Below are 23,618 nucleotides of genomic sequence, written 5' to 3'. Positions count from 1 at the left end.
AATGACCCGCAAGACACTGGTCCTGCGTTACGCCGGATTTGCCGTGATCGCGACAATAGCGAATTTGGCCGTTCAGCGGCTGATCCTGCTGGCGGGCGACAGCGGTGCGGCCTTTCTGATGGCGATGGCGGCGGGCACGCTGGCCGGGCTTGTGGTGAAATACGTTCTCGACAAGCGCTGGATCTTTTACGACGACGCCAAGGGGCTGGCGGCGCATGGGCGCAAGTTCACGCTGTATACCGCCATGGGCCTTGTCACGACGGCGATATTCTGGGGGACGGAAAGCGCTTTCTGGATATTCTGGAAAAGCGATATGATGCGCGAATTGGGCGCAGTCATCGGGCTCACCATCGGCTATGTCATCAAGTACAATCTCGACCGGCGCTTTGTTTTCACGGATGCGCGGTTGGGAGCGATGTCATGAAACTTTCCGGGTGGGGACGATTTCCACAGGTCGAAACCGAGGTCTGTGCGCCGCGTGACCTGACGGCGCTGGGCGATTGCGTCACAGGGGACAGGCCGGTCATCGCGCGGGGCAATGGCCGGTCCTACGGGGACAGCGCCGTGGGCGCGGGCCTGACGCTGGATATGCGCCATTTCAACCACATGCTGAGCTTCGACGCGGAAACCGGGCAACTGGTTGCCGAGGCGGGGGTGCTGCTTGGCGATGTGATCGAGGCGTTTTTACCGCGCGGCTGGTTTCCGCTGGTCACGCCGGGGACCAAGCTGATCACCCTTGGCGGGGCCATCGCGGCGGATGTGCATGGCAAGAACCATCACGTTGACGGCAGTTTTGGCTCCTCGGTCGACTGGATCGAGATCATGGGGCCGGACGGACAGGTCCGGCGCGCCTCACGCCGTGAGAATGCTGACCTTTTTCGCTACACTCTGGGGGGCATGGGGCTGACCGGGGTCATCCTGCGGGCTGCGATCCGCCTGCGCTCTGTCGAAACCGCATGGATCCGGCAAAAAACGATCCCGGCACCGAACCTTGCCGCCGCCATGGATCTGTTCGAGGAACATGGGCAGGATACATATTCCGTCGCCTGGATTGATTGCATGGGCCACGACCGGACGTTGGGCCGGTCTCTTGTGATGCTGGGAGAGCACGCAACCCTGTCCGAACTGGATGAAAAAAAGGCAGCGAACCCGCTGGATGCCGGCCACAAGGGCGCCTTGTCGGTGCCGATGGACTTTCCGGGATTTGCGCTGAACCGATGGACCGTCCGCGCCTTCAACGAGCTTTATTATCGCATGGGCGTCTGGAAATCCGGGCAGGCGCTTGTCGATTGGGATACCTATTTCTACCCGCTGGACTCGGTGTTGAAATGGAACCGCATCTACGGGCGCAAGGGCTTTGCCCAATTCCAATGCGTGATCCCGCTGGCCACGTCACGTGAGGGCCTGACCGAATTGCTGGGGGCGATCTCGGACGCGGGGGCCGGGTCATTTCTTGCGGTGCTGAAACGGTTCGGCCCACAGGACAGCGCCTTTTCCTTCCCGATGGAAGGATACACGCTGGCGTTGGATTTCCCGATGAAGGCGCACACGCTGGACTTGCTGGAACGGCTGGATGCCATCGCGCTGTCCCATGGCGGGCGGTTCTACCTTGCCAAGGACAGCCGGATGCGGGCCGAGACCCTGCGCAAGGCTGATCCTCGGGTTGCCGAATTCGAAACCCTGCGCCATGCGCAGGGCCTCAAGGCGCGGTTCGCCTCATCCCAATCCGAAAGGCTATCGTTGTGACTCTTGCCCCCGTCCTGATCCTTGGTGCCCGGTCCGATATGGGACAGGCCATTGCCCATGCCTTTGCGGCCAAGGGGCACCCGGTGCAGCTTGCGGCACGCGATGCGGGGCGGCTGGAAACCCAGCGCACCGACCTGTCGCTGCGCCACGGGGTCGATGTGAGCTGTCACGAGTTCGACGTGCTGGATCGGGACGGTTTCGCCGCGTTCATCGACGGTCTGCCAGATCTGCCGGGCGTTGCGGTCTGCGTGGTCGGCTATATGGGCGAACAGGCTGAGAACGAACAGGATCTTGCACAGGCGGCGCTGGTCCTGCGCAGCAATTTCGAAGGCCCCGCCAGCATCCTTGCCTTGCTCGCCAACCGGTTCGAGGCCCGCGGTAGCGGCACGCTGGTCGGGGTCAGTTCGGTTGCCGGGGACCGTGGGCGCGCCACGAACTATGTCTACGGTTCGGCCAAGGCCGGGTTCACGGCGTTCCTGTCGGGGCTGCGTAACCGGCTGGCCCCCAAGGGGGTGCATGTGGTGACGGTTCTGCCCGGATTCGTGCGCACCGCCATGACCGAAGGGATGGACCTGCCCGACAAGCTGACCGCGGATCCGTCCGAGGTCGGCGCGGCGGTGGTGAAGGCGGTCGCGAAACGGCGCAACGTGATCTACGTGCGCAGTATCTGGTGGCTGGTCATGGCGATCATTCGCAATATCCCGGAACCGATCTTCAAGAAAATGAAGATCTGATCCGGCATCGGATGCGCAAGAGTTGCGCACCGAATGCGCCGTGGCCCTAGGAAAAGCGGATCTGCGCCTTCATCGCCTGCGCCCGGTCCGAGGCAAGCTTGAAACCTTCCTCGGCCTTGTCCAGCGCGACTTCATGGGTGATCAGCGGCTTGACGTCGATACGGCCGGATTGCATCAGCCGCACGGCCGTAAAGAATTCCTCATGAAAGCGGAAAGAGCCGCGCATTTGCAGCTCTTTCGCGGTGATGGCCTGCATGGGCAGGGTCATGTCCCCGCCAAGACCAAGTTGCATGATGATACCGCCGGGGCGCATGGCGGGAATGGCACCCACCAGCGCGGGTGCCGCACCAGAGCATTCGAATAGGACGTCCACCTGCCCCTTGTCACTGGCGTAGGGGGCCAGCCCATCGGGTTCCTGCCCCATGTTGATCGCGCGGTCGGCCCCCAGCTTCAGTGCCATGTTCAGGGTGAAGTCGGTCAGGTCCGTTGCGATGATTTCAGCCGCGCCCGCCGCGCGGGCCACCAGAACGGCCAGCGCCCCGATCGGGCCGCAGCCCGTCACCAGCACACGCTTGCCCAACAGGACGCCTGCACGGTTGGCGGCATGCAGCACCACGGATAGGGGTTCGGCCATGGCGGCCTCTCCCGCGGTCAGCCCCTCGGCCGGGGCGCATTGGGCCACGTCGGCCACGAGATATTCGCGAAAGGCCCCCTGAATATGCGGGAAAGGCATGGCGGAGCCATAAAACCGCATGTTCAGGCATTGGTTCGGTTGACCGGCGTGGCAGAACCGGCAGGCCCGACAGGGGCGCGAGGGTGAAACCGCCACACGTTGACCCCTGTGCAGCGCCTGTGCCTCGGGGCCGAGCGACTCGACGATCCCGGCAACCTCATGGCCCAGGATCATCGGTTCCTTCAGCCGGACGGGGCCAAAGCCGCCGTGGTGATAATAATGCAGGTCCGATCCGCAGATCCCGCCGGTTTCGAGGCGGATCAGCACCTGTCCGGGACCGGGCGAGGGCATCTCGCGTTCTTCGATCCTGAGGTCATGAGCGCCGTGCGCGACGATGGTTTTCATGTCGGTCTCCTCCCCGAGATTGGCGGCCATGATGAGACCGGCAGGAAGGCTTGTCGAGACCCGTCAGGACAGGTGTTTTTCCAACCCTTGCAGCATGGACAGACAGGCGGCCAATTGGTCGCGGCTGACGTATTCGTCGGGCTTGTGCGCCTGTTCGATCGACCCCGGCCCGCAGACGACGCAATCCATGCCGAGAGACTGGAAAAGCCCGGCTTCGGTGCCAAAGCTGACCACATCCGTACCGTTTGATCCGGTCAGGGCCGAAACGATCCCGGCGATGGCATTGCCCGGCACAGGCTCCAATCCCGCGACCTCGCCAATGACCTCGCGCGTGATGGTGGCCTCCGGGTGGATGGCGCGCATGGCGGGCAGCAGGCTATCGGCAAAGCGGTCGATCTGGGCCAACACGTGATCGGCGTCGGACCGTTGCACGGGCCGCATCTCCCAGTCGATTTCCGCGTGGTCGGGGATGACGTTATGGGCATGGCCAGAGTGAATCCGACCGATGTTCAGCGTGGTCCATGGCGGCGAAAATGGGCTGCCCTGCGGGGCGCGTTGGCGCAGGTCGGTTTCCAGTTCCATCAGGCGGGCGGCGTAGCGCGTGGCGCAAACCGCGGCATTCACGCCCAGATCGGGGGCCGAGCCATGCCCGGCGCAGCCGGTAATCCGCGTGGTATATTCGTAGCACCCCTTGTGACCGTCGATCACCCGCATCATGGTCGGTTCGCCCAGAATGGCGGTGGCCGGGCGCAGCCCGCGGTCGCGCAGTTCCTCGACCAGCGCGCGGGCCCCGAAACAGCCGACCTCTTCGTCATATGTCAGAACGATATGCACCGGACGGGTCAACCGCCATTGGGCGATCCGCGGTGCCAGCGCCAGCACGCAGGCGATGAATCCTTTCATGTCACAGGCGCCGCGCCCGAATAGCCGACCCTCGCGGGCCTTCATCACGAAGGGATCGCTGGACCAATCCTGATCGGCCACCGGCACCACGTCGGAATGCCCGGACAGGACCAGCCCGCCGTCACCCTCGGGGCCGAATGTGGCAAAGAGGTTGGCCTTGTGACCGCTTTCGTCCAGCGAGATGTCACAGACCGCCCCCAGCCCCTTGAGGTAGTTCGAAGCCCAGCCGATCAGGTCGAGGTTGCTGTCTGCCGAGACGGTCGGAAAGCCGATCAATTCGCCCAGCAGGCCCTCTGTCCGGTGCAGGAGTTCCATCTTAGTCTTTCACAAACAGTTGGCGCGGCCGGTCGCAAAGGCATTCCGCCGGGCCGTCCTCGCGGATCAGAATGGATTCGGTGATTTCCAGCCCCCAGTCTTCCATCCAGAGGCCGGGCATGAAGTGGAAGGTCATGCCCGGTTGCAGGACGGTTTCATCGCTGGTGCGGATGGAAATGGTGCGTTCGCCCCAATCGGGCGGATAGCTGAGGCCTATGGGATAGCCGCAGCGCCCGGTGCGCTGGATGCCGCCCTTGGCCAGCGCGGCATAGAGCGCGCGGGCGATGTCGCCGGCGGTATTGCCAGCGCGCGCGGCCTCCAGCCCCATTTCCAGCCCCTCGACCAGCGCCTTTTCCGCGTCCAGCATGTGCTGCGGCGGCTTGCCAAGAAAGACCGTCCGGCAAAAAGGCGCATGGTAGCGGCGGTAACACCCGGCGAGTTCAAAGAAGGTTGCCTCACCTTTGGCGAAGGGGCGCCCGTCCCATGTCAGATGCGCGGCAGAGGCATCAAGGCCCGAGGGCAGCAGCGGCACGATGGCGGCATAATCGCCCCAATGGCCATCGGCCCCTCGGATCGCATCGGCATAGATCTCGGCCACCAGTTCGTTCTTGGGCAGGCCGGGTTCGACGCGTTCAAGGATGCCGTCCACCAGCTTTTCCGAGATGCGCGCAGCCCGCCGGATAAAGGTGATTTCCTCGTCGGACTTGATGGTGCGCTGCCAGTTCACCAGCGCGGTGGCATCGACGAGTTCGGCCTCGGGCAGTTCGGCCAGCAGCGTCAGATGCGCCTTGGCGGAATAGTAGTAGTTTTCCATCTCGACCCCGATGCGGCCCGCGTCCAACCCGCGCGCGCGGATGTGGCTGGCAAGGTCCTGCATCGGGTGGCGGTCGGTGGCCTGCACGTAATCGTCGGCATAGCCGAGGATGCGTTCCGGCTTCATCCAGACGGTGCGCAGCGCGCCATAGGCATCCATCGCACGGCCCCACCACAGTGGCGGCTCGCCGGGGATGACCAGAACGCCCTGATGGACGTAAAAGGACCAGCCATCATAGCCGGTCAGCCAAGCCATGTTCGAGGGGTCCTCGACAAACAATGCATCAAGCCCAAGCCGTTCCATACGTTTCTCGACCAGCCGCAGGCGCCGGTCGTATTCGGACTGGGAAAAGGGCAGGTTGGGGGCGGACATGGCGGGCCTTTTTGTTGGGGTGATCCTGACATTTGCTGTCTCATGCGGCGGTTCTGCAAGGAGAAATTGGGCAGGGCGTCCGACAGGCTGGTCAGGGCGCGGTGAATCGGATAGCCATGTGGCATCCCCCGCAATAAAGGCATTGCGCGCTGCTGCCGGGGATCGTGGAGCCTCTGGCGCCCGATGCGTGCGACACGGGGCTTCCTTGATTTAACAGCCAGCGGCGCGCTGCCGCGCAAGAGGAGCCTGACATGCTGAAAAACGATCAACTTGACGCTTGGGACCGGGAGAATTTCTTTCACCCCTCCACCCATCTGGCGGAATTTGCGCGCGGCAACCTGCCGAACCGCGTGGTGACCGGCGGACAGGGCTGCCATATCGAGGATCGCGATGGCAACCGCCTGCTGGACGCTTTTGCCGGGCTCTATTGTGTGAACGTGGGCTATGGCCGCCCCGAGATCGCAGAGGCGATTGCCGAGCAGGCTCGGGAACTGGCCTATTACCACGCCTATGTCGGCCATGGCACCGAGGCCAGCATCACCCTGTCCAAGATGATCCTCGACCGCGCGCCCGAAGGCATGTCCAAGGTCTATTTCGGCCTCAGCGGCTCGGACGCGAATGAGACCAACATCAAGCTGGTCTGGTATTACAATAACATCCTTGGCCGCCCCGAGAAAAAGAAGATCATCTCGCGCTGGCGTGGCTATCACGGCTCGGGGCTGATGACCGGCTCGCTGACCGGGCTGGAGCTGTTCCACAAGAAATTCGATCTGCCGCTGGCACAGGTGATCCACACCGAGGCACCGTATTACTACCGCCGCGACAACCTTGACCTGACGCCGGAGCAGTTCACCGCGCATTGCGTGGCCGAACTGGAGTCGCTGATCGACCGCGAGGGCGCGGATACCATCGCCGCCTTCATCGGAGAGCCGGTGCTGGGCACAGGCGGCATCGTGCCGCCGCCGCCGGGCTATTGGGCGGCGATCCAGGAGGTGCTGCGCAAACATGATATCCTGCTGATCGCGGATGAAGTGGTGACGGGCTTTGGCCGTCTGGGCACGATGATGGGGTCGGACCACTACGGGTTGAAACCGGACCTGATCACCATCGCCAAGGGGCTGACCTCGGCCTATGCGCCGCTGTCCGGGTCCATCGTGGGCGACCGCATGTGGAAAGTGCTGGAACAGGGCACCGATGAAAACGGCCCCATCGGCCACGGCTGGACCTATTCGGCCCATCCTATCGGCGCGGCGGCCGGCGTGGCGAACCTGAAACTTCTGGACGCGCTGAACCTTGTGCAGAACGCGGGCGAGGTCGGTGGGCATTTCAATGCCGCTTTGCGGGACGCGCTGGGCGATCACGCGAATGTCGGCGAGGTGCGTGGCGAAGGCATGATGGCGGCGGTGGAATTCGTGGCCGACCGCGACAGCCGCAGCTTTTTCGACCCGTCGCAAAAGGTGGGGCCGTCGATCGCGGCTGCTCTGTTGAAGCGCGGCGTAATCGGGCGTGCCATGCCGCAGGGCGACATCCTCGGCTTTGCGCCGCCCTTCAGCCTGACGCGGGCCGAGGCCGAAGAGGTCGCCGGCAAGACGGCGCAGGCGGTGGCCGAAGTGCTGGGCTGATCCCCTTGGGGCGCGCCTGCGAACCCGGCGCGCCCACCCGTTACATTTCTGTCGCCCGCCCGTCACGCCGCTGACACCGGGATTGCCGATAGCCCTGCCCAAGGCCCCCGCACGCCGCCGGGGCAGGAGACAATACCATGACCCCCTTGAAGATCGGGGCCTGCCTGAAGATCACGCAGGTCTATGAACATCGTGATTGGCTGTTCGACAGTGCGCGCGACCTTGAATTGCAGGATTTCATGAGTCACGCCGCCCTGACGACGGAACTGGATGATCTGGTTTCCGCGGCGCAGGCCGTCTTGCAAGGGTTCGAGGGGCGGCTGGGTATCCATGGCCCGTTTGAGGGGCTGGATCTGGACAACAAGGATCCTGAACTGCGCCCGCTGATAACCGCGCGGATGCTGCGCGCTCTGGAGGCAGCAGACCGGATCGGTGCGCGGCAAGTGGTGCTGCATTCGCCCTATACACTGTGGTATCGCAACAACCTGCTGTGCCAGCCGGGCTATGCCGCACAGAAACTGGCGCGCATCCACGAGGTTTTGTCGCCGGTTGTCGCCTCCGCAGGAGAAATGGGCATCCAACTGGTGATCGAGAACATTCAGGACGTCGACCCCGCCACCCGCCGCGAGATGGTCGCAAGCTTCGATTCCGAGGCGATTGCCCTGTCCATCGACACGGGTCACGCGCAACTGGCGCGCCGCATGTCGGGTGCCCCGCCGGTAGATTACTTCGTGCGCGACGCGGGCAGCCTGCTGCGCCACGTACATCTTCAGGATGTGGACGGCCATGCCGACCGGCACTGGGCTCCGGGGGAGGGCGAGATCGAATGGGCCGCGGTTTTCCGTGCCTTGGCGGATTGCGAAAGCGCGCCGCATCTTGTGCTGGAACTGAGGGACAAGGGCGAGATCCCGAAAGGCTTTGCCTATCTCAAGGCTTTGGGATTGGCGGTCTGAGCGGGCTCAGTCCTCGCCCCCGGTCATGGTGAACTGTACACGCGCGGCCGACCAGATCACCTCTTTGAACGCTATGGGCGTGCCATCGGGAAGAGTATCGATGGCACGCACCACGATCACCGGCAGATCGGGATGCTGACGCAGCAGCTTGGCCTCGTCCGGGTCCGCCTGCCGGGCGTGCAACTGGGTTTCGCCGCGCAGGTAGTCGTCGATCCCGTAGGATTTGTAGGTTTCCGTCACCGAGGCTGTCACCCGCCGCCGTTCGAGGTAGTCGGGGAACCGGTCCGCCGAATGATAGGAGACCCCGACAGAGATCGGCATCTTGTCCGCGTAGGTGATACGGCGGCTTGCAATGACCTTGGCCCCCTTGTTCAGACGCAGCGCCAGCCGCACAGGGGCCGTGGCCTCGATCACCTCGGCGTTCAGAAGGTCACCGCTGACCTCCAGCCCCTGTGGCGCAAGGTTCCGCCGCAGCCGCGTCCGGCGGGAAATCGCATAGGTCAGCAGCGGCGTGCTTTCGACAAAGGTGCCGCGTCCCTGTTCGATGCTCAGTTTGCCTTCTTTTGCCAACGCGGCCACGGCGCGGCGCACCGAATGCCGCCCGGCCTCGAAACGCTGGGCCAGATCGGGTTCCGTCGGCAGCCGGTCGCCGGGGCACAGGCGTCCCTCGGCAATGTCGCGTTCCAGCGCATCTTTGATCGTGGTCCAGGTGGTGCGGGGCATGAGGGCGTTCCGTTCGGATCCTTGAGCATAGCATCGCAGGATGCCCCGGGTGTGACAAATGCGCGAACCAAGGTCGAGAGCGGAAAACAGGGTGCTGCCGGCGCTGTTGCCGGTCTTGCGGGTTTGCTAAGCGGGCAGGGGGGCTATGTCTCCCCGACGGAGGATTGCCATGCTGCTTGATGTCAAAGGCGTGACCAAGACATTCGCCGGGGCCGAAGGGCCCGTGCCGGTTCTGGCTGGTGTGGATCTGAGGCTGGACATGGGACAGACCATGTCCCTGCAAGGCGAATCCGGGTCCGGCAAAAGCACTTTGCTGCATATCGTCGGCGGTCTGGATACGGTGGATTCCGGGCAGGTCCTGTTCGACGGTCGCGATATCGCCACGCTGGACGAAGCGGGCCGCGCCGCGCTGCGGCGTTCGGACGTGGCGGTGATCTTTCAACAGTTCAACCTGATCCCCTCGCTGGACGTCTGGGATAACATCCGGTTTCAGGCGCGGCTGTCAGGGCGCGCGGATGCGGGGCAGGCGGAACAGCTATTGCGCGCCATGGGTCTGGCGAGCCACCGCCACAAATACCCCGAGCAGTTGTCCGGCGGACAGCAACAGCGGGTTGCGATTGCCCGTGCGCTTGCGGCGCGTCCGCGGCTGATCCTGGCGGATGAGCCGACCGGCAACCTTGACGAGGCCACCGCCGGCGAAGTGCTGGAAGAGATGCTGGCGCTGGTGGGCAAAACCGGCGCGGGGTTGATGGTGGTGACGCATTCGCCCGCAGTGGCCGCCCGGATGGACCGCCAATTGCATCTTGCGGGGGGGCGGCTGGCATGACCGGCGCGGTCCTTCAGGCGCTGATCTCTCACTGGCGGCGCAGCCCGCTTCAGTTCTTTACCTTTCTGGCGGGGCTGGCGCTGGCCACTGCGCTGTGGTCCGGCGTGCAGGCGATCAACGCCGAGGCGCGGGCGAGTTATGACGCCGCTGCCGCCACTTTGGGCGAGGGGCGCTTTGATCAGCTGGTGCCGCGGGCGGGCGATGAACTTGCACAAGACACCTATATCGCGCTGCGGCGCGCAGGCTGGCAGGTTTCCCCCGTGGTCGAGGGGCGCCTGCGCCTGACAGATGGCAGCCTGCGGCTGGTGGGGCTGGACCCGCTGACCACACCCGGCGCGCTAAGCCCGGTCGAAGGCGACGGCGACATCGACTTGCAGGCCTTTCTTACGGTCGGTGTGTTGTTTGCCGATGCCGAAACGGCGGCGCGTCTGGGGGAACTGCCACAAAAGGTGGTTGTCGATGCCTCTGTCGCGCCGGATACGGTGTTGACCGATGTGGGGGTGGCACAGCGTTTGCTGGACAGGCCCGGACGGCTCAGCCGGTTGATCGTGGCCCCGCAACAGCCGATGGGCTTGCCGCCCCTTGAACAGGTCGCTCCCGGAGTGACTCGCGTTGCGGCGCAATCGGGCAGCGACGTGGGGCAGCTGACGGACAGTTTCCACCTGAACCTGACGGCTTTTGGCCTGCTGAGCTTTGCTGTCGGGATCTTTATCGTGCATGGCACAATCGGGCTGGTGTTCGAACAGCGGCGCGGCATGGTCCGCACCCTGCGGACGTTGGGTGTGCCGCTGCGCAGGCTGGTTCTGTTGATGGCGCTGGAACTTTTGGTTCTTGCGGTGCTGGCGGGCGCGATCGGTGTTGTGCTGGGCTATGTGGTGGCGGCGCTGCTGTTGCCCGACGTGGCCGCCACGCTGGAGGGCCTTTATGGCGCGCAGGTGTCGGGCGGGTTGCAATTGCGCCCGGTCTGGTGGCTGTCGGGGCTGGGGATCGCGGTGCTTGGGGCCTGTGTCGCCGGTGGCGGCGCCTTGTGGAAGATCGTGCGGATGCCAATCCTTGCCAGCGCCCGGCCAAGGGCCTGGGCCATGGCTGCGGGGCGCGGGCGTTGGATTCAGGCGGCTGTGTCGCTGCTCTTGCTGATGGGGGCGGGCGGCCTTGCCCTTGCAGATGCGGGTCTTTTGGCCAGTTTTGCCTTGCTGGCCTGTTTGCTGATCGGTGCAGCCTTGGCGCTGCCGATGGTGCTTGGGGCGGTGCTGGCTTTTGGACAGGCGCGCGCCAAAGGGGTGATCGGCGGCTGGTTCTGGGCGGATACGCGCCAGCAATTGCCGGGCCTCAGTCTTGCGCTGATGGCGCTGCTGTTGGCGATGGCGGCCAACGTGGGCGTGTCGACCATGGTGTCCAGCTTTCGGCTGACTTTTGTCGATTTCCTCGACCAGCGCCTGTTTGCCGAGGCCTATGTGCGGGGCATCGACGGTGACCGCATGGCCGAGATCGAGGTCTATTTGCAGGATCAGGGGCTGACAGTGCTGCCCCTGTTGCGGGTCGAAACCCGGCTGGCCGGCGTCCCTTCCGAACTGATGGGCGCGCGGGTCGGCCCGGCCTATCGCGCCAACTGGGCGTTTGTCGATGCACAGCCAAACGCATGGGATCGGGTGGCCGCCGGACAAGCGGTGATCGTGAACGAACAACTGGCGCGACGGGCTGGCCTTTGGCTGGGCGACGGGCTGGAACTGGGCGAGGGGCTGAGCCTGCCGGTGGTTGGGGTCTATGGGGATTATGGCAACCCTCTGGGGCAGGCGATCCTGTCCGAGACGCGCTTTGCCGCTCGCTTTCCCGAGGAGCGACCGCAGCAATTCGGGGTCTTGGGAGCCGGAGCCGAAGAGCTGCGCGACGCACTGGGCGAGGCGTTCGGCGTACCGCGCACCAGCGTCTCCGACCAAGCCGCGGTCAAGGCCTTTTCGCTGGCGGTCTTTGAGCGGACGTTTACCGTGACGGCGGCGCTGAATGTCCTGACACTGGCGGTGGCGGGCTTTGCCATCCTGATGAGCCTTTTGACACTGTCCGCGATCCGCTTGCCACAGTTGGCGCCGGTCTGGGCCATGGGGCTGACTCGGGGCACGCTGGCCCGGGTGGAACTGATCCGCGCGCTGGTTCTTGCCGTGTTGACCGCGCTTTTGGCCCTGCCGCTTGGGCTGGCGTTGGCTTGGGTCCTGCTGGCGATGGTCAATGTTCAGGCTTTTGGCTGGAGTCTGCCGATGTATCTGTTCCCGCTGGACTATGCGCGGCTGGGGCTGTTGACGCTGTTGGCGGCGGGGCTGGCTGCGCTCTGGCCCGCGTTGCGTATGGCACGGGTGCCGGTGTCCCATTTGCTGAGGGTCTTTGCCAATGAGCGTTAGGTTGCTGGTCATTCTGCTGTTCTGGCCTGTTGCGGCCTTGTCGCAGGGGTTTGCCGGGCTGGGTACGGATGCCGAAGGCTTTGCCGTGCCGCGCGCCGGTGTCGATTTCGATTTTCCCGCCGATCATGGGCCGCACCCGGACTATCGCATCGAATGGTGGTATCTGACCGCCAACCTGACCGGACCGGACGGCACGGACTACGGGATCCAGTGGACGTTGTTCCGTTCGGCGCTGGCCCCGGGGGAAGGCGAGGGCTGGCGCTCGCCGCAGGTCTGGTTTGCCCATGCCGCCGTCACCACGCCAACGGAGCACCATGTGGCGGAACGCTTTGCCCGTGGGGGGATCGGTCAGGCCGATGTCGTGGCTCAGCCTTTTCGCGCATGGATCGACGATTGGCAGATGTCAGGGGACACTCTGGACCAGGTGTCGCTGCGGGCCAGCGGTTCAGAATTCCGCTATGATTTGCAGTTGACCGTCGAGGGGCCGCTTGTCTTTCACGGGCAGGGCGGCTTTTCGGTGAAATCCGCCGAAGGGCAGGCCAGCTATTACTATTCGCAACCCTTCTACCGGGTTGAAGGTGTGCTGCACCTGCCGCAAGGGGATGTGCCAGTCACGGGAGAGGCTTGGCTGGACCGTGAGTATTCCTCGCAACCACTGAGCGAAAACCAGTCGGGGTGGGACTGGTTTTCGCTGTCCTTCGACAGCGGGGACAAGTTGATGGGGTTCCGCCTGCGCCAGACCGATGGCAGCCACTATACTTCGGCCACATGGATCGGGCGGGACGGGGGCACGCGGGCCTATCCCGACGGCGCTTTTGCCGCCGAACCGCTGGACAGCGCGCAGGTGGCCGGACGAACAGTGCCCGTGGCGTGGCAGCTCAAATTGGCGGATCGCGAGGTCGATGTCACCGTCGAGGCGTTGAACCCACAAGCATGGATGGCGCTGTCCATCCCCTATTGGGAGGGCCCGGTGCTTGTCAGGGGGAGCCACGGCGGGCGCGGCTATCTTGAGATGACGGGCTATGACTAATCCGCGACGCGGCGCTGTCACGCATTGATCAGGCTCAAAAGCTGGTTAAATCCGGCTCAAACGGCCGGAGATTGAAAGTGATGCGCACGCTGGGACAGATGGCGACAGGGTCGATCAGGGCTGCGGCGCTGCTGTTGGTCCTGGGCCTGCGTCCGGCGTTGGCGGCGCAGGTCGAACTGATCGTGGATCGCAGCGCCTCGGCGGTCGAGGTCTTTTTCGGCATGCCTGCGCAGACAGCGGTCAGTGCCTTTGGCATGGCCCCCGGCCTGCTGACGGACGCAGAGGGCGAAGTCCATTTCGAGGATTTCCGGCAAGGCACATGGGACTTGGGCGACGCCCTGCTGCAAGCCGTCGAAACACGGATCGGCGGGCAGGCGGCGCGGTTCGAAGCCACCTCTTTGATGGTCCACCTGCAAGACCAACGCCTGCCGTTCCAAACTCCGCTGGACGGGCTGACCGCGATTTCCGTTTGCGGGGTGACAGCGCCTGATGTGCCGCCCCGCCTGAACGACCTGTACCTCTATTCCGGTTTTGTGGCCTATCCGCCCGACCCGCGCGGCGGACTGGAATTTGCCATTCCGGGCATTTCTGGGCAGGGGCTGGAGGTGGCTCTGACGGTTTATGGGACCGACGGCGGCGTGACGCGGCAAGACGTGTGGCTGGCTCCGGGGGAGGCGCTGAATGTGCCCGCGACGGCCCCGCGCCGGCAAGGCTGGCTGATGGGCGCGACGGCAGTGATCGGGCTGTTGGCGGGGCTGGGCCTGTGGCGGCTGGGCCGGCGTTTGCCGGGTCTTGGCTGAGAGCAGGACAAAGCGACGCAGATTGACGCTTTGGGGCGTGTTTAGCGCTAAACCGCTACTAAATGGCAAGGCGGAAATCGGCCTTCGGGCCGGGCACGCGCTGGACAAGTCGGCTGTTGATACCGCACGCTGATTGCGTCCCGCCTAGGCCTGGCAAGACTGCCGGATCGCAAACCTGATGGAGAATATCGTGACTCAATTCATCACCCGCCGCACCGCCCTGCTGTCCGCAGCGGCCTCTGCTTCGCTGGCCCTGACGCTGCCCAGCCGCGTTCTGGCGGCCACCACCCACGAAGTGCAGATGCTCAACGTGCACCCCGAGGACCGCAAGCTGCGGCAGGTCTTTTTCCCGCGCATCGTCGTGATCGAACCCGGCGACAGCGTGAAGTTCCTTGCCACCGACAAGGGCCACAACGCCCAGTCGTCCAAGGACATGACCCCCGAGGGCACCGAAGACTTCAAAGGCAAGATCAACGAAGAGATCGAAGTCACCTTCGACAAGCCGGGTTTCTACGGCTACCAGTGCCAGCCGCACTACGCGATCGGCATGGTGGGCCTGATCGTCGTCAAGGGCGAAGGCATGATGGACAACCTCGAAGCGGCAAAGGCTGTCACCCACCGCGGCAAGGCGCGCGCCGTCTGGGGCGACATCTGGGCCGAAGTGGACGGCATGGACCTGTCCGCCTGATTTCAGGATCGATCACTGGTCCACGGGGGGGAGGCAGCACTGCCTCCCCCCTTTTTTGTGGCCGTCAGGTAGGACTCTGGACGGCGCATGACTTCACGCGGCAATGCGCGGTCACTGGCAGATTCCATGAGGGGGAAGTGGTGGCGTGGGGGGGACTCGAACCCCCGACCTAACGATTATGAGTCGTTCGCTCTAACCAACTGAGCTACCGCGCCAAGCAGTGTGGGGGGTCGGATACGGAAGCTGCGCCCTGCCGTCAAGCGCAAAATTACATGGATCGGCGTCTTCTTGTTTTGTGCCGGTCGATGCCGCCCCCGTGGGGCTGGTCGTTGCCCGAACAGAGCGATAAACGTGGCCACATGTCTCATGTCATCGGGATCTTTCTGGCCTTTTGTGCCGGGGCCTTGGGCGCATTGACCTTTGCCCTGATCGGCTTTCCCGCAGCGGCGCTGACGGGATCGGCGGTCGGTGTCACCTTGGCGGGGCTGGCCGGGCTGCGTTTTGATCTGCCGGTCTGGATGCGCAACGGGGCTTTTGTGGTGCTGGGCATCAACATCGGCACCGGGGTCACGCCGGAAACCTTGCAGGCGGCGGCCAACTGGCCGCTGAGCATCGCCGTGCTGGCGGCCAGCCTGCCAATCGGGATGGCGGTGTCGCAGGCGGGAATGGTCCGCTGGATGGGCTTTGACCGCCGCGATGCGGTGCTGGCCTCGGCCCCCGGACATCTGAGCTATGTGCTGAGCATGTCCTTGGAGCAGGGGGGCGACACCGCCCGCATCGCCGTAATCCAAAGCATCCGGGTGCTGTTTCTCACGCTCTGCGTGCCATTGCTGGTCAGCTCGGTCTTTGGCGCAAGCGGAGCGGATCTATTGCCGGTAGCGGACATGACGGTGCTGTCACTGGTTGTGCTGGCGGTTGCAGCGCTGGCGCTGGGCTATGCCTATGGCTGGCTGCGCGTCCCGGCGGCCTTTTTGATGGCAGGGATGACGGTTAGCGCCTTGGGTCATGTGCTGGACCTGACGCCGGGGCGGTTATCGCGGGAACTGGGCTTTGGCGCCTTCCTGATCATGGGCACCCTGATCGGTTCCCGGTTCGCGGGGCAAAGCGCCGCCGTGCTGCGCAGCTCGGTTCTGGCAGGGCTCTGGCTGACGCTGGTGAATGTGGTCACGGCTCTGGGTGCCATGGCCGTGGCCATGGTGCTGCTGGGGATGTCGCCTGCGGTGCTGATCGTGGCCTATGCCCCCGGCGGGGTCGAGGCGATGGCGGCCATCGCCGTGACGCTGGGGCTGGACCCGGCCTATGTGGCAGCGCATCACGTGATGCGCCTGTTGATCCTGACTTTCCTCGTGCCGCTATGGGTGCATCGGGTCGGTTCGGGGCAAACCCGCTAGTCCGGCCTATTTGACGATATGTTCGTCCTTGACGAACATGTTGCTCCACGCCCGGTCGATCAGTTCGGGTGTCATGCGATAGGGGATGCCCTCGAAATCGCAAACGGAAATCATCTGGTCGATCAGGAAGACCGGCTGGTAGTTGGCATAGATATTGTTGATGGTCGGGTACTTGTTCTTGAGCAGATGAACGAGGCTTGCCTCGTCCAGCTGCATCTTTTTCTTGCGCGCCACGAGGCTGAAGATCTTGAGGAAATCCTGCTGGTTCGGCCCGTCGATCTTGATCTTGAAAAAGATCCGGCGCAGGGCGGCCTGGTCGAAGATCTCATTCGGGTGGAAGTTGGTTGAAAAGATCACCAGCGTGTCGAAGGGCACCTCGAACTTTTCGCCTGATTGCAGGGCAAGGATGTCTTTCGATTCCTCCAGCGGCACGATCCAGCGGTTGACCAGCTTTTGCGGCGGTTCCGCCTGCCGGCCAAGGTCGTCGACGATAAAGATACCGCCGGTGGACTTCAGCTGAAGCGGTGCTTGATAGGTGCGTGCCGTCGGGTTGTAGACCAGATCCAGCATGTTCAACGACAATTCGCCCCCGGTGATGACCGTGGGCCGCTTGCACAGCACGTAGCGCCGGTCGAACCGGGCTGTGCGGCGCAGGGCATTGGGGTTTTCCTCGTCGCCTTCGGCCTTGGAATGCACGATCGGGTCGTACACCGTGATGACCTGACCGGAATATTCGATGGCGCGCGGGACATAGATCTTGTCGCCCATGGCGTCGCGGATGCCGTTCGAAATCGAGGATTTGCCGTTCCCGGGCGGGCCATACATCAGGATCGACCGGCCAGAGGACACCGCCGGCCCAAGGTTGGAAATCAGGTCGTTGGGCAGGACAAGATGGCCCATGGCCCCGGTCAATTGCTCGCGCGTGATCTGGATGTTGCGGATGGACTGCCGTTTGACCTGTTCGGAATAGACATCCAGAGGGATGGGCATCGGGCCGAAATATTCGGACTGGGCCAGCGCATCCAGCGCCCGGGCCTTGCCGCTGTCGGTCAACTGGTAGGGCATTTCGGAGGAAACCTCGCCCGCTGCGCCCAGCGTGCCCATGGCCTCCATCAGGCCCTGACCACGGCACATGTCGATCAATTCCTGCGTAACCGGGACCGGCAAGCAGACGGTGCGGGCCAGATCCGTCACGACATTGGTATTCTTGCGGAACATCGTCTTGAGGATGATGTCGCGCATCATCACCAGAGGAAGCTGCATTTCCTCGATCCGCCGCGGCTGTGGCGGGGCGATGACGTTGCCGGTTTCCATGTTCATGACGGATCTGCCCTTGACTGCTTTTGGGGGCAAACCTGTCAGTTGATTGTGGCGGCAGGGGGGCGGCGATTGGGAAAGACGCGGACCTTAAATCCCAAAGGTATCGCGCAATCGGCTGAACAGCCCGCGCGGAGGTTGGTGGTGCGCCAGGGCTTTGTCCCGGAAAGCGCGGAAGGCGGCAAAACCGGCATTCGCCCTCTCCACCGCGCACGTAGAGCGCGGTCGACATGGTGCGGGGCTCGGTTCCCATTTTGCATTCGATGGACCAGTCGGAGCCTTGCAACAGGCCCCATGCGGGATCTGTCCAGTCGGTCCCGGGCAGATGCTCAGAGATGGTCCGTTGCGGGGTCTTGGTTTCGATGGTCAGGGGGTGCCAGTCGCCGGTGACATGAGCGACGGGCGGGGGCAGGGCGTCAAGTTCGGCTGAGTACGAAGGTCCCAGCTCAAGGGGCCGGTTGACCGTAAAGAATGCCCAACCCGAGATAGATCGCCAGCGTACCGCCAAGAGCCAGCCCCATGGGGAACTTGGACCCGGATTCCCAACTGTGCCAATGCGGTGCCAATTGCCGAAGCGGCGAGCGTTTCGCCAACCGGTGCGCCACGAAGGCGGCCAGAAGATTGGCGGCAAAGAGCGCCATCAGAAACCGCAGATCACCGATATGGATCAGAGGTGCCGCCGCGGCGGCGAACTTTGCATCGCCTGCCCCCATAGCGCCGCCCGCGTTCAGCGCGATCCCGGCCACCAGCACGACGATCAGGTGCAGGTAACGCCAGAAATAGGCATCCAGCGGCAAGGCAATGGCGCCGATGAACAGATAGACAAGGAATAGCGCGACAACCGCATGGTTGGGGATGCGCATGCCCTTCATGTCAGTGTAACAGATGTAGATGCAGATCGGCAGCACGAAGGGCAGGAACCACATCGCGGCGCTGGCGGACAGGGACATCGCGCTTAGACCTCGTCCAGCGCCGCCAGCGCGCGGGCCGCGGCCTCGAAATGCTGCGGATGGGTTTCCAGCGCCTCGCGCAGCAGTGCCTTGCCGGTCTTGACGTCACCGCTCTTGATCGCGGCCAGACCAAGCGTGTGCAGCAGCTCCGCCCGTTCAACCTGTGTCATGGGGATGACCGGCAGGGTGTATTTGCCCTGCGCGCCGCGCGCCATCACAAGGTTGTTCTTGGCGGTGTACAGCTTGTCGTCATGGCGGATTGCCTCAAGGAACATTTTTTCGGCAGCTTCGAAATCGCCGCGCGTCAACTTGGAATATCCCCAGTTGTTCAGCACGGACCCCGGCTTGGTCGTCAGGCCAACCGCGACTTCGTAGAAACTGTCGGCCTTCTTCCATTCCTTGTTGCCGTCGGCGATCATTGCCTCCAGCCGGTAGCGCTTGAAGGTTTCATGGGTCGGCGGAATGGCGTCCAGCACCTTTTCTGCCTGATCCCATTCGCCGGCGCGGATCAGCACATCCGCCAGATGAACCTTGTCCTCTTCGGTGGCGTCCTTGTGGTCCACGACCTTGGCCCATGCGACGCGGGCCTCGGGGATGCGCTTGGCCCGGACCAGAGATTGCGCAAGACCGCGCAGCACGTCGATCCGTTCGGGATTGTCGCGCGCGGTGCGCTGAAAGTAGGTTACGGCCTCGTTCGGGTCGCCCACGGTCAGCATGACCTCGTTCAGGTCGCTTTCGTCGACGACGTTCACGCCTTGGAACTTACGATCCATTTCGGCGCTGTCGACGCCCTTGTCACAGGCCGAAAGCGCGACCACGCCGGCCGCGCAGAGGGAAACGATGATAGGGTGGCGCATTTTGCCTGCGTCCTTGTGCTGCTCTGCCTCGTACCCGCCTTTGCGGCGGTTGTTCTTGTGTCCCGTCGTTGCGAGACCGGTCTTTCCATGCACCACCTGTGTGGCGCGTCGCCCTCAACCGCCGGTGCGGCGGATCAGGTAATCCCCATGCCCGCGGCGAACGATCTTGTATTCTTGTTCTAACTCCGAACCATAACCGGAATTTTCCATTTTTGCGAGCGCCAAGCGCAGATTGTCGCGAATTGAGTCACTTTGGCCATTGTCCAGCGCATAGGCCCGGCGAAAGATCTGAGACGCCTCGGCGGTTTCGCCCAATTCGATCAGAACGATTCCCAGATTGTTCCAGGCCTCGGCCCATTCCGGTTCGGCCTCTACGGCGCGGCGCAGCAGCGGTTCAGCTTGATTCAGGCGCCCCAGACCAAGATTGGCGGATCCCAACGCCATCAGGATCTCACCGGTCAAGCCCTGCTCGGCCGCCGCGCGGGAAAAAGCCTCAAGCGCCAGTTCATATTGGCCGGCGGCCATCAGGCGGTGCCCGACGGTCAGGCCATCCACCGCCTGACCACGCGGATCAAGCCCCGGAGCAAATGGTGACGCATCGGGGGAGGGGCCACGCGCGAACGGGCCGCCTGCGGTGCAGGCGGCCAGCGGAAGGATCAGAACGGCGGCCCAAAGAGCCTGCTTCATTCGGTCAGTTACCTACGGCGATCGAACCCATCTCGGAAATGCCAACCGCGGACGGGCCCACAAGGATGATCAGGAGCGGCGGCACCGTCAGCATCATAGTGGTCAGCGTCATCTTTGTCGGCAGTTTGTTTGCCGCTTCTTCCGCGCGCATGACTCTTTTGTCACGCATTTCACCTGCATAGACCCGCAGGGCGTCGGAAATCGAGGTGCCAAAGGTCTGGGCCTGGTTCAGAACCGTCACGAAAGAGGAAATATCGGGCAGGCCACAGCGGTCGGCCATATCGTTCAGAACCTGGCTCTTGTCCTTGCCGGCCTTCATTTCGTAGCTGATGATCTGGTATTCCTCCGCCAGCGGCGGAAAGGACGACCGGAGTTCCTTGGCGACGCGGACGATGGATTGTTCCATCGACTGGCCAGCCTCGACGCAGACCAGCATCATGTCCAGACTGTCAGGAAAGCCCTGCTGGATCTGTTCCTGCCGCTTTGCGACACGTTTGTTGATCCAGTACTTGGGCGCCATGTAGCCAAAGACACCGGGGCCGAGGATATACATCAGTTTGGTCTGCATCGTGGCCGTCGCCGGGTCGATCATCAGCAAGTAATATGCCACCCCCGCACCCAGCAGTGTCACTCCAAGGGCGAACTGGGCAAAGTAATACATCTGCACCGCATCCTTGGACCGATAGCCGGCCTGCATCATCTTGGTGCGGATTTCCGAGTATTCCTTTTCGTCCTGCGGTTCGAGAAACTGCGCGTATTTGTTCAGCTTCTCGTTCTTGCTTCTTTCCCGCAGTACGGCGCGGGTTTCCGCGTTCATACGTTTCTGACCGTCTTGCTTGAGCTTGTCCAGCGGGTCGGGTTTGGCATTCAGAAGCATCGGGATCGTGGCGAGGATCAGCAGTCCCGCCAGACCGGCGACCACGATCAGCGGACCGGCCGGGCCCAGCATGTCGGTGATCATCGTGTTGAGCGTGTCGAGCATGGGGCTTTCCTCAGACCTTGATGTTCACCAGCCAGCGCATGACGATCATGTTCGCGGCCAGCATGATGCCCACGATGAAGCAGGCGGGAATGAACCACGGGTGATCCAGCACCTCATCGTAGTAGTCGGGCTTGGCCACCTGAATAAATACCAGTGCCGCGACCGGGAAGCCGGACAGGAATTTGCCCGACCACTGCGCTTCGGCGGTGATGGCCTTGACCCTTCGGAACAGGCGGAACCGGGCGCGGATCACCTTGGCCAGCCCTTCGAGGATCTCAGCAAGGTTGCCGCCGGCCTGTTGCTGGATCGCGACGGCCACCGCAAGAAAGCGCAGATCCTGAAGATCCAGCCGTTCGGCCATATGCTTCAGCGCCTCGCCTATGTCGCGGCCATAGGTGCTTTCATCGGCGATGATGCCGAATTCCGTGGCAAGCGGGTCTTTCAGTTCCTTGGCGACGATGGAAATGGCCGAGGAAAACGGATGGCCCACGCGCAGCGAGCGCACCATCAGTTCGACCGCGTCGGGCAATTGTTCCTCGATCATGCTCAGGCGCTTTTTGGCGCGGTGGTTGACCCAGAAGTAGACACCACCGACCCCCATGCCGACCGCCATGACAGCGCGTACCGGCGCGGTGGCCTCGGTCCCGATGCTTAGGCCGAGGAAGGCAAAGACAGAGGCCGCGACCATGACCATAATGAGCTGTTGCGGCGAAAAGGCCAGAGCGGCCTTCTGCGCCTTGCTGGCCAGCATGGAATAGATGGGCAGCGAGCGGCTTTGCATGTGCTGGTCCATCTCCTTGCGGAGCTTGGCCAGCACATCTTCGCGCCTTTCGCCCTTGTCGAGCATTTCAAGGCGGCGGTTGACGCGGCGGGTCAGGCTGATCGACTGGCCAAAGGCCACGAGGTAGACGCCGTTGACCAGGATCAGAACGCCGAGGAAAATCCCCCCGTAGATGATTGGTTCTGCGCTGAGCATGGGCGTTACTCCGCTCTGAAGGGTTCGTAGATCGAGGCCGGAACGTCGTAGCCCCACATGCGGAACCGTTCGGCAAAGGCGGAACGGACACCGGTGGCCGTGAAATGGCCGATGATCTTGTTATCGGGCGTCAGGCCCACGCGCTGGAAGCGAAAGATCTCTTGCATTGAAATCACATCGCCTTCCATGCCGGTGATCTCGGTGATCGAGACCATGCGGCGCGAACCGTCCTGAAGGCGGCTGGCCTGCACGATCAGGTTCACAGCCGAAGCGATCTGGCTGCGCATCGCCTTGAGCGGCATTTCGATCCCGGCCATGGCGATCATGTTTTCCAGACGTGCAACGCCATCGCGGGCCGAGTTGGCGTGGATCGTGGTCATCGAACCGTCGTGGCCGGTGTTCATGGCCTGCAACATGTCGATGACTTCCTCGCCCCGCGTTTCACCGACGATGATCCGGTCCGGGCGCATCCGCAGGGCGTTTTTCAGACAGTCGCGCGGAGTGACGGCCCCCTTGCCTTCGACGTTGGGCGGGCGGCTTTCCATCCGGCCCACGTGGGTCTGTTGCAACTGAAGTTCGGCGGTGTCCTCGATGGTCAGGATCCGCTCGCTGTCGTCGATGAAGGACGAAAGCGCGTTGAGCGTGGTGGTCTTACCGGAACCGGTCCCGCCCGAGACGATGACGTTCAGCCGGGTGGCCACGGCGGCCTGAAGGTAGACGGCCATTTCTTCGGTAAAGGCACCGAAGTTCACCAAGTCGTCGATGCCCAGCTTGTCCTTCTTGAACTTACGAATGGAAACAAGGCTGCCGTCGATGGCAACGGGTGGCACCATGGCGTTGAAACGTGACCCGTCCTGAAGACGGGCGTCGACATAGGGGTTCGATTCATCGACACGGCGGCCGACGGCGGACACGATCTTGTCGATGATCCGCATCAGGTGCTTTTCATCCTTGAAGGTCACGTCCGAGAGCGACAGCTTGCCGTTCTGTTCGATAAAGATCTGGTGCGGCCCGTTAACAAGGATGTCCGAGATCGTCTCGTCCTTGAGCAGCGGCTCCAGCGGGCCAAGGCCTTTCACCTCGTCGTAGAGGTCGGCCATCATGGTGCGGCGTTCGTCGCGGTTCAGCACCACGCCCTTTTCCTGAAGGGTCTCGTTGGCGATAGCGCCGATTTCCTCGCGCAGTTCACCTTCCGAGGCCTTGTCGAGCGCCGCGAGGTTCAGGTTTTCCAGCAATGCGCGGTGCAGTTCGAGCTTGATCTCGGACAGCCGCTCCTTGCGCTTCTTTTCCTTGTCGACCGGCCCGGCCTGAGCGGCGGACTTGGCGACCTTGCGGCGCACGGCGCTTGGCTGGGCGGCGGGTTGGGACGGCGTGGCGGCCGGTGCGGCAGGCGCGGGGGCCTTGACCGGCTGGGTTCCCGGCGCGGAGGGCTTCTTGTAACGCGAAAACATTTAAATCCCC

At 63.4% G+C, this 23,618-nt stretch carries 22 protein-coding genes and 1 tRNA gene; 11 read left to right on the top strand and 12 right to left on the bottom strand.

All coding sequences use genetic code 11. The annotated features are described in order from the left end of the window. Position 1 precedes the first annotated feature (1 nt). From KJP30_RS20970 to KJP30_RS20960, 3 genes are read left to right on the top strand one after another with little or no spacing between them, the layout of a single operon-like run. A complete protein-coding gene (locus tag KJP30_RS20970; protein WP_218451325.1) occupies positions 2 to 424 on the top strand; it encodes a GtrA family protein in 423 nt (140 codons plus the stop codon). Then, positions 421 to 1,746, top strand: coding sequence for an FAD-binding oxidoreductase (locus KJP30_RS20965; RefSeq protein WP_218451324.1), 1,326 nt, complete (start codon positions 421 to 423; stop codon positions 1,744 to 1,746). The genes KJP30_RS20970 and KJP30_RS20965 overlap by 4 nt, the downstream gene beginning before the upstream one ends. Beyond that, positions 1,743 to 2,480: an SDR family oxidoreductase gene (locus KJP30_RS20960; RefSeq protein WP_218451323.1), complete on the top strand. Its 738-nt coding sequence runs from the start codon at positions 1,743 to 1,745 to the stop codon at positions 2,478 to 2,480. The genes KJP30_RS20965 and KJP30_RS20960 overlap by 4 nt, the downstream gene beginning before the upstream one ends. A 46-nt stretch (positions 2,481 to 2,526) precedes the next feature. On the opposite strand, the gene KJP30_RS20955 is transcribed toward KJP30_RS20960, so the two are convergent. The 3 genes from KJP30_RS20955 to KJP30_RS20945 form a co-directional block, all read right to left on the bottom strand. Next, positions 2,527 to 3,558 (bottom strand): L-idonate 5-dehydrogenase, encoded by a 1,032-nt coding sequence (locus KJP30_RS20955; protein WP_218451322.1) that lies wholly within the window; start codon positions 3,556 to 3,558, stop codon positions 2,527 to 2,529. Between the two features lie 63 nt (positions 3,559 to 3,621). After that, positions 3,622 to 4,776 (bottom strand): acetylornithine deacetylase, encoded by a 1,155-nt coding sequence (argE, locus tag KJP30_RS20950; protein ID WP_218451321.1) that lies wholly within the window; start codon positions 4,774 to 4,776, stop codon positions 3,622 to 3,624. Between the two features lies 1 nt (position 4,777). Next, positions 4,778 to 5,962: a M24 family metallopeptidase gene (locus tag KJP30_RS20945; RefSeq protein WP_218451320.1), complete on the bottom strand. Its 1,185-nt coding sequence runs from the start codon at positions 5,960 to 5,962 to the stop codon at positions 4,778 to 4,780. A 251-nt stretch (positions 5,963 to 6,213) separates the two neighbouring features. Between KJP30_RS20945 and KJP30_RS20940 the strand changes: the two genes are divergently transcribed. Together KJP30_RS20940 and KJP30_RS20935 are read left to right on the top strand one after the other, a co-directional pair. Further along, a complete protein-coding gene (locus tag KJP30_RS20940; RefSeq protein WP_218451319.1) occupies positions 6,214 to 7,584 on the top strand; it encodes an aspartate aminotransferase family protein in 1,371 nt (456 codons plus the stop codon). Positions 7,585 to 7,721: 137 nt separating this feature from the next. Beyond that, positions 7,722 to 8,537, top strand: coding sequence for a sugar phosphate isomerase/epimerase family protein (locus tag KJP30_RS20935; RefSeq protein WP_218451318.1), 816 nt, complete (start codon positions 7,722 to 7,724; stop codon positions 8,535 to 8,537). A 6-nt stretch (positions 8,538 to 8,543) separates the two neighbouring features. Here the strand turns inward: KJP30_RS20935 and phnF are convergent, their stop codons facing one another. Then, positions 8,544 to 9,260 carry a phosphonate metabolism transcriptional regulator PhnF gene (gene phnF, locus KJP30_RS20930; RefSeq protein ID WP_218451317.1) on the bottom strand — a complete coding sequence of 239 codons (717 nt, stop codon included), beginning with the start codon at positions 9,258 to 9,260 and terminating at the stop codon, positions 8,544 to 8,546. Positions 9,261 to 9,429: 169 nt separating this feature from the next. Here phnF and KJP30_RS20925 point away from each other — a divergent pair, with 169 nt between their 5' ends. The 5 genes from KJP30_RS20925 to KJP30_RS20905 all read left to right on the top strand — a co-directional run bounded on the left by KJP30_RS20925 (position 9,430) and on the right by KJP30_RS20905 (position 14,997). Beyond that, the gene (locus KJP30_RS20925) at positions 9,430 to 10,086 is read left to right on the top strand and encodes an ABC transporter ATP-binding protein (RefSeq protein WP_218451316.1); all 657 of its coding nucleotides are present in this window, start codon (positions 9,430 to 9,432) and stop codon (positions 10,084 to 10,086) included. Next, positions 10,083 to 12,479, top strand: a complete 2,397-nt coding sequence (locus KJP30_RS20920; RefSeq protein WP_218451315.1) for an FtsX-like permease family protein — start codon at positions 10,083 to 10,085, stop codon at positions 12,477 to 12,479. The genes KJP30_RS20925 and KJP30_RS20920 overlap by 4 nt, the downstream gene beginning before the upstream one ends. Further along, positions 12,469 to 13,509: a lipocalin-like domain-containing protein gene (locus KJP30_RS20915; RefSeq protein WP_218451314.1), complete on the top strand. Its 1,041-nt coding sequence runs from the start codon at positions 12,469 to 12,471 to the stop codon at positions 13,507 to 13,509. Before KJP30_RS20920 ends, KJP30_RS20915 begins: the two co-directional genes overlap by 11 nt. Positions 13,510 to 13,589: 80 nt before the next feature. Further along, the gene (locus tag KJP30_RS20910; protein ID WP_218451313.1) at positions 13,590 to 14,309 is read left to right on the top strand and encodes a hypothetical protein; all 720 of its coding nucleotides are present in this window, start codon (positions 13,590 to 13,592) and stop codon (positions 14,307 to 14,309) included. Positions 14,310 to 14,499: 190 nt separating this feature from the next. Further along, complete coding sequence (locus tag KJP30_RS20905) at positions 14,500 to 14,997, top strand: pseudoazurin (protein WP_224874531.1); 498 nt, start codon at positions 14,500 to 14,502, stop codon at positions 14,995 to 14,997. Positions 14,998 to 15,135: 138 nt separating this feature from the next. Here the strand turns inward: KJP30_RS20905 and KJP30_RS20900 are convergent. Beyond that, positions 15,136 to 15,212 (bottom strand) — tRNA-Met (locus KJP30_RS20900). A gap of 144 nt (positions 15,213 to 15,356) precedes the next feature. Between KJP30_RS20900 and KJP30_RS20895 the strand changes: the two genes are divergently transcribed. Further along, positions 15,357 to 16,388, top strand: coding sequence for an AbrB family transcriptional regulator (locus KJP30_RS20895; RefSeq protein ID WP_343222804.1), 1,032 nt, complete (start codon positions 15,357 to 15,359; stop codon positions 16,386 to 16,388). A gap of 6 nt (positions 16,389 to 16,394) precedes the next feature. On the opposite strand, the gene KJP30_RS20890 is transcribed toward KJP30_RS20895, so the two are convergent. The 7 genes from KJP30_RS20890 to KJP30_RS20860 form a co-directional block, all read right to left on the bottom strand. Beyond that, a complete protein-coding gene (locus KJP30_RS20890; RefSeq protein WP_218451311.1) occupies positions 16,395 to 17,708 on the bottom strand; it encodes a DUF8689 domain-containing protein in 1,314 nt (437 codons plus the stop codon). A 443-nt stretch (positions 17,709 to 18,151) separates the two neighbouring features. Beyond that, complete coding sequence (locus KJP30_RS20885) at positions 18,152 to 18,655, bottom strand: prepilin peptidase (protein ID WP_218451310.1); 504 nt, start codon at positions 18,653 to 18,655, stop codon at positions 18,152 to 18,154. 5 nt (positions 18,656 to 18,660) lie between these two features. After that, complete coding sequence (locus tag KJP30_RS20880) at positions 18,661 to 19,512, bottom strand: tetratricopeptide repeat protein (RefSeq protein WP_218451309.1); 852 nt, start codon at positions 19,510 to 19,512, stop codon at positions 18,661 to 18,663. A gap of 114 nt (positions 19,513 to 19,626) precedes the next feature. Beyond that, complete coding sequence (locus KJP30_RS20875) at positions 19,627 to 20,199, bottom strand: tetratricopeptide repeat protein (protein WP_218451308.1); 573 nt, start codon at positions 20,197 to 20,199, stop codon at positions 19,627 to 19,629. 4 nt (positions 20,200 to 20,203) lie between these two features. Beyond that, the gene (locus KJP30_RS20870; protein ID WP_218451307.1) at positions 20,204 to 21,181 is read right to left on the bottom strand and encodes a type II secretion system F family protein; all 978 of its coding nucleotides are present in this window, start codon (positions 21,179 to 21,181) and stop codon (positions 20,204 to 20,206) included. Positions 21,182 to 21,191: 10 nt separating this feature from the next. Beyond that, positions 21,192 to 22,157: a type II secretion system F family protein gene (locus tag KJP30_RS20865; protein ID WP_218451306.1), complete on the bottom strand. Its 966-nt coding sequence runs from the start codon at positions 22,155 to 22,157 to the stop codon at positions 21,192 to 21,194. Between the two features lie 5 nt (positions 22,158 to 22,162). Beyond that, positions 22,163 to 23,608 (bottom strand): TadA family conjugal transfer-associated ATPase, encoded by a 1,446-nt coding sequence (locus KJP30_RS20860; protein WP_218451305.1) that lies wholly within the window; start codon positions 23,606 to 23,608, stop codon positions 22,163 to 22,165. Between the last annotated feature and the right edge of the window lie 10 nt (positions 23,609 to 23,618).

It is taken from the genome of Antarctobacter sediminis (assembly GCF_019218285.1).
In the GTDB taxonomy this organism is placed as follows: Bacteria; Pseudomonadota; Alphaproteobacteria; order Rhodobacterales; family Rhodobacteraceae; genus Antarctobacter; species Antarctobacter sediminis.
Note: the sequence above shows the minus strand (reverse complement) of the source record. Positions and strands in the feature narration are given on the sequence as shown.

Bases quoted from the DNA above. Each gene is read 5' to 3' on its own strand.
- KJP30_RS20970 (WP_218451325.1), top strand. From the start codon at position 2: ATGACCCGCAAGACACTGGTCCTGCGTTACGCCGGATTTGCCGTGATC.
- KJP30_RS20965 (WP_218451324.1), top strand. From the start codon at position 421: ATGAAACTTTCCGGGTGGGGACGATTTCCACAGGTCGAAACCGAGGTC.
- KJP30_RS20955 (WP_218451322.1), bottom strand. From the start codon at position 3,558: ATGAAAACCATCGTCGCGCACGGCGCTCATGACCTCAGGATCGAAGAA.
- argE (WP_218451321.1), bottom strand. From the start codon at position 4,776: ATGGAACTCCTGCACCGGACAGAGGGCCTGCTGGGCGAATTGATCGGC.
- KJP30_RS20945 (WP_218451320.1), bottom strand. From the start codon at position 5,962: ATGTCCGCCCCCAACCTGCCCTTTTCCCAGTCCGAATACGACCGGCGC.
- KJP30_RS20940 (WP_218451319.1), top strand. From the start codon at position 6,214: ATGCTGAAAAACGATCAACTTGACGCTTGGGACCGGGAGAATTTCTTT.
- KJP30_RS20935 (WP_218451318.1), top strand. From the start codon at position 7,722: ATGACCCCCTTGAAGATCGGGGCCTGCCTGAAGATCACGCAGGTCTAT.
- phnF (WP_218451317.1), bottom strand. From the start codon at position 9,260: ATGCCCCGCACCACCTGGACCACGATCAAAGATGCGCTGGAACGCGAC.
- KJP30_RS20925 (WP_218451316.1), top strand. From the start codon at position 9,430: ATGCTGCTTGATGTCAAAGGCGTGACCAAGACATTCGCCGGGGCCGAA.
- KJP30_RS20920 (WP_218451315.1), top strand. From the start codon at position 10,083: ATGACCGGCGCGGTCCTTCAGGCGCTGATCTCTCACTGGCGGCGCAGC.
- KJP30_RS20915 (WP_218451314.1), top strand. From the start codon at position 12,469: ATGAGCGTTAGGTTGCTGGTCATTCTGCTGTTCTGGCCTGTTGCGGCC.
- KJP30_RS20910 (WP_218451313.1), top strand. From the start codon at position 13,590: ATGCGCACGCTGGGACAGATGGCGACAGGGTCGATCAGGGCTGCGGCG.
- KJP30_RS20895 (WP_343222804.1), top strand. From the start codon at position 15,357: ATGTCTCATGTCATCGGGATCTTTCTGGCCTTTTGTGCCGGGGCCTTG.
- KJP30_RS20890 (WP_218451311.1), bottom strand. From the start codon at position 17,708: ATGAACATGGAAACCGGCAACGTCATCGCCCCGCCACAGCCGCGGCGG.
- KJP30_RS20885 (WP_218451310.1), bottom strand. From the start codon at position 18,655: ATGTCCCTGTCCGCCAGCGCCGCGATGTGGTTCCTGCCCTTCGTGCTG.
- KJP30_RS20880 (WP_218451309.1), bottom strand. From the start codon at position 19,512: ATGCGCCACCCTATCATCGTTTCCCTCTGCGCGGCCGGCGTGGTCGCG.
- KJP30_RS20875 (WP_218451308.1), bottom strand. From the start codon at position 20,199: ATGAAGCAGGCTCTTTGGGCCGCCGTTCTGATCCTTCCGCTGGCCGCC.
- KJP30_RS20870 (WP_218451307.1), bottom strand. From the start codon at position 21,181: ATGCTCGACACGCTCAACACGATGATCACCGACATGCTGGGCCCGGCC.
- KJP30_RS20865 (WP_218451306.1), bottom strand. From the start codon at position 22,157: ATGCTCAGCGCAGAACCAATCATCTACGGGGGGATTTTCCTCGGCGTT.
- KJP30_RS20860 (WP_218451305.1), bottom strand. From the start codon at position 23,608: ATGTTTTCGCGTTACAAGAAGCCCTCCGCGCCGGGAACCCAGCCGGTC.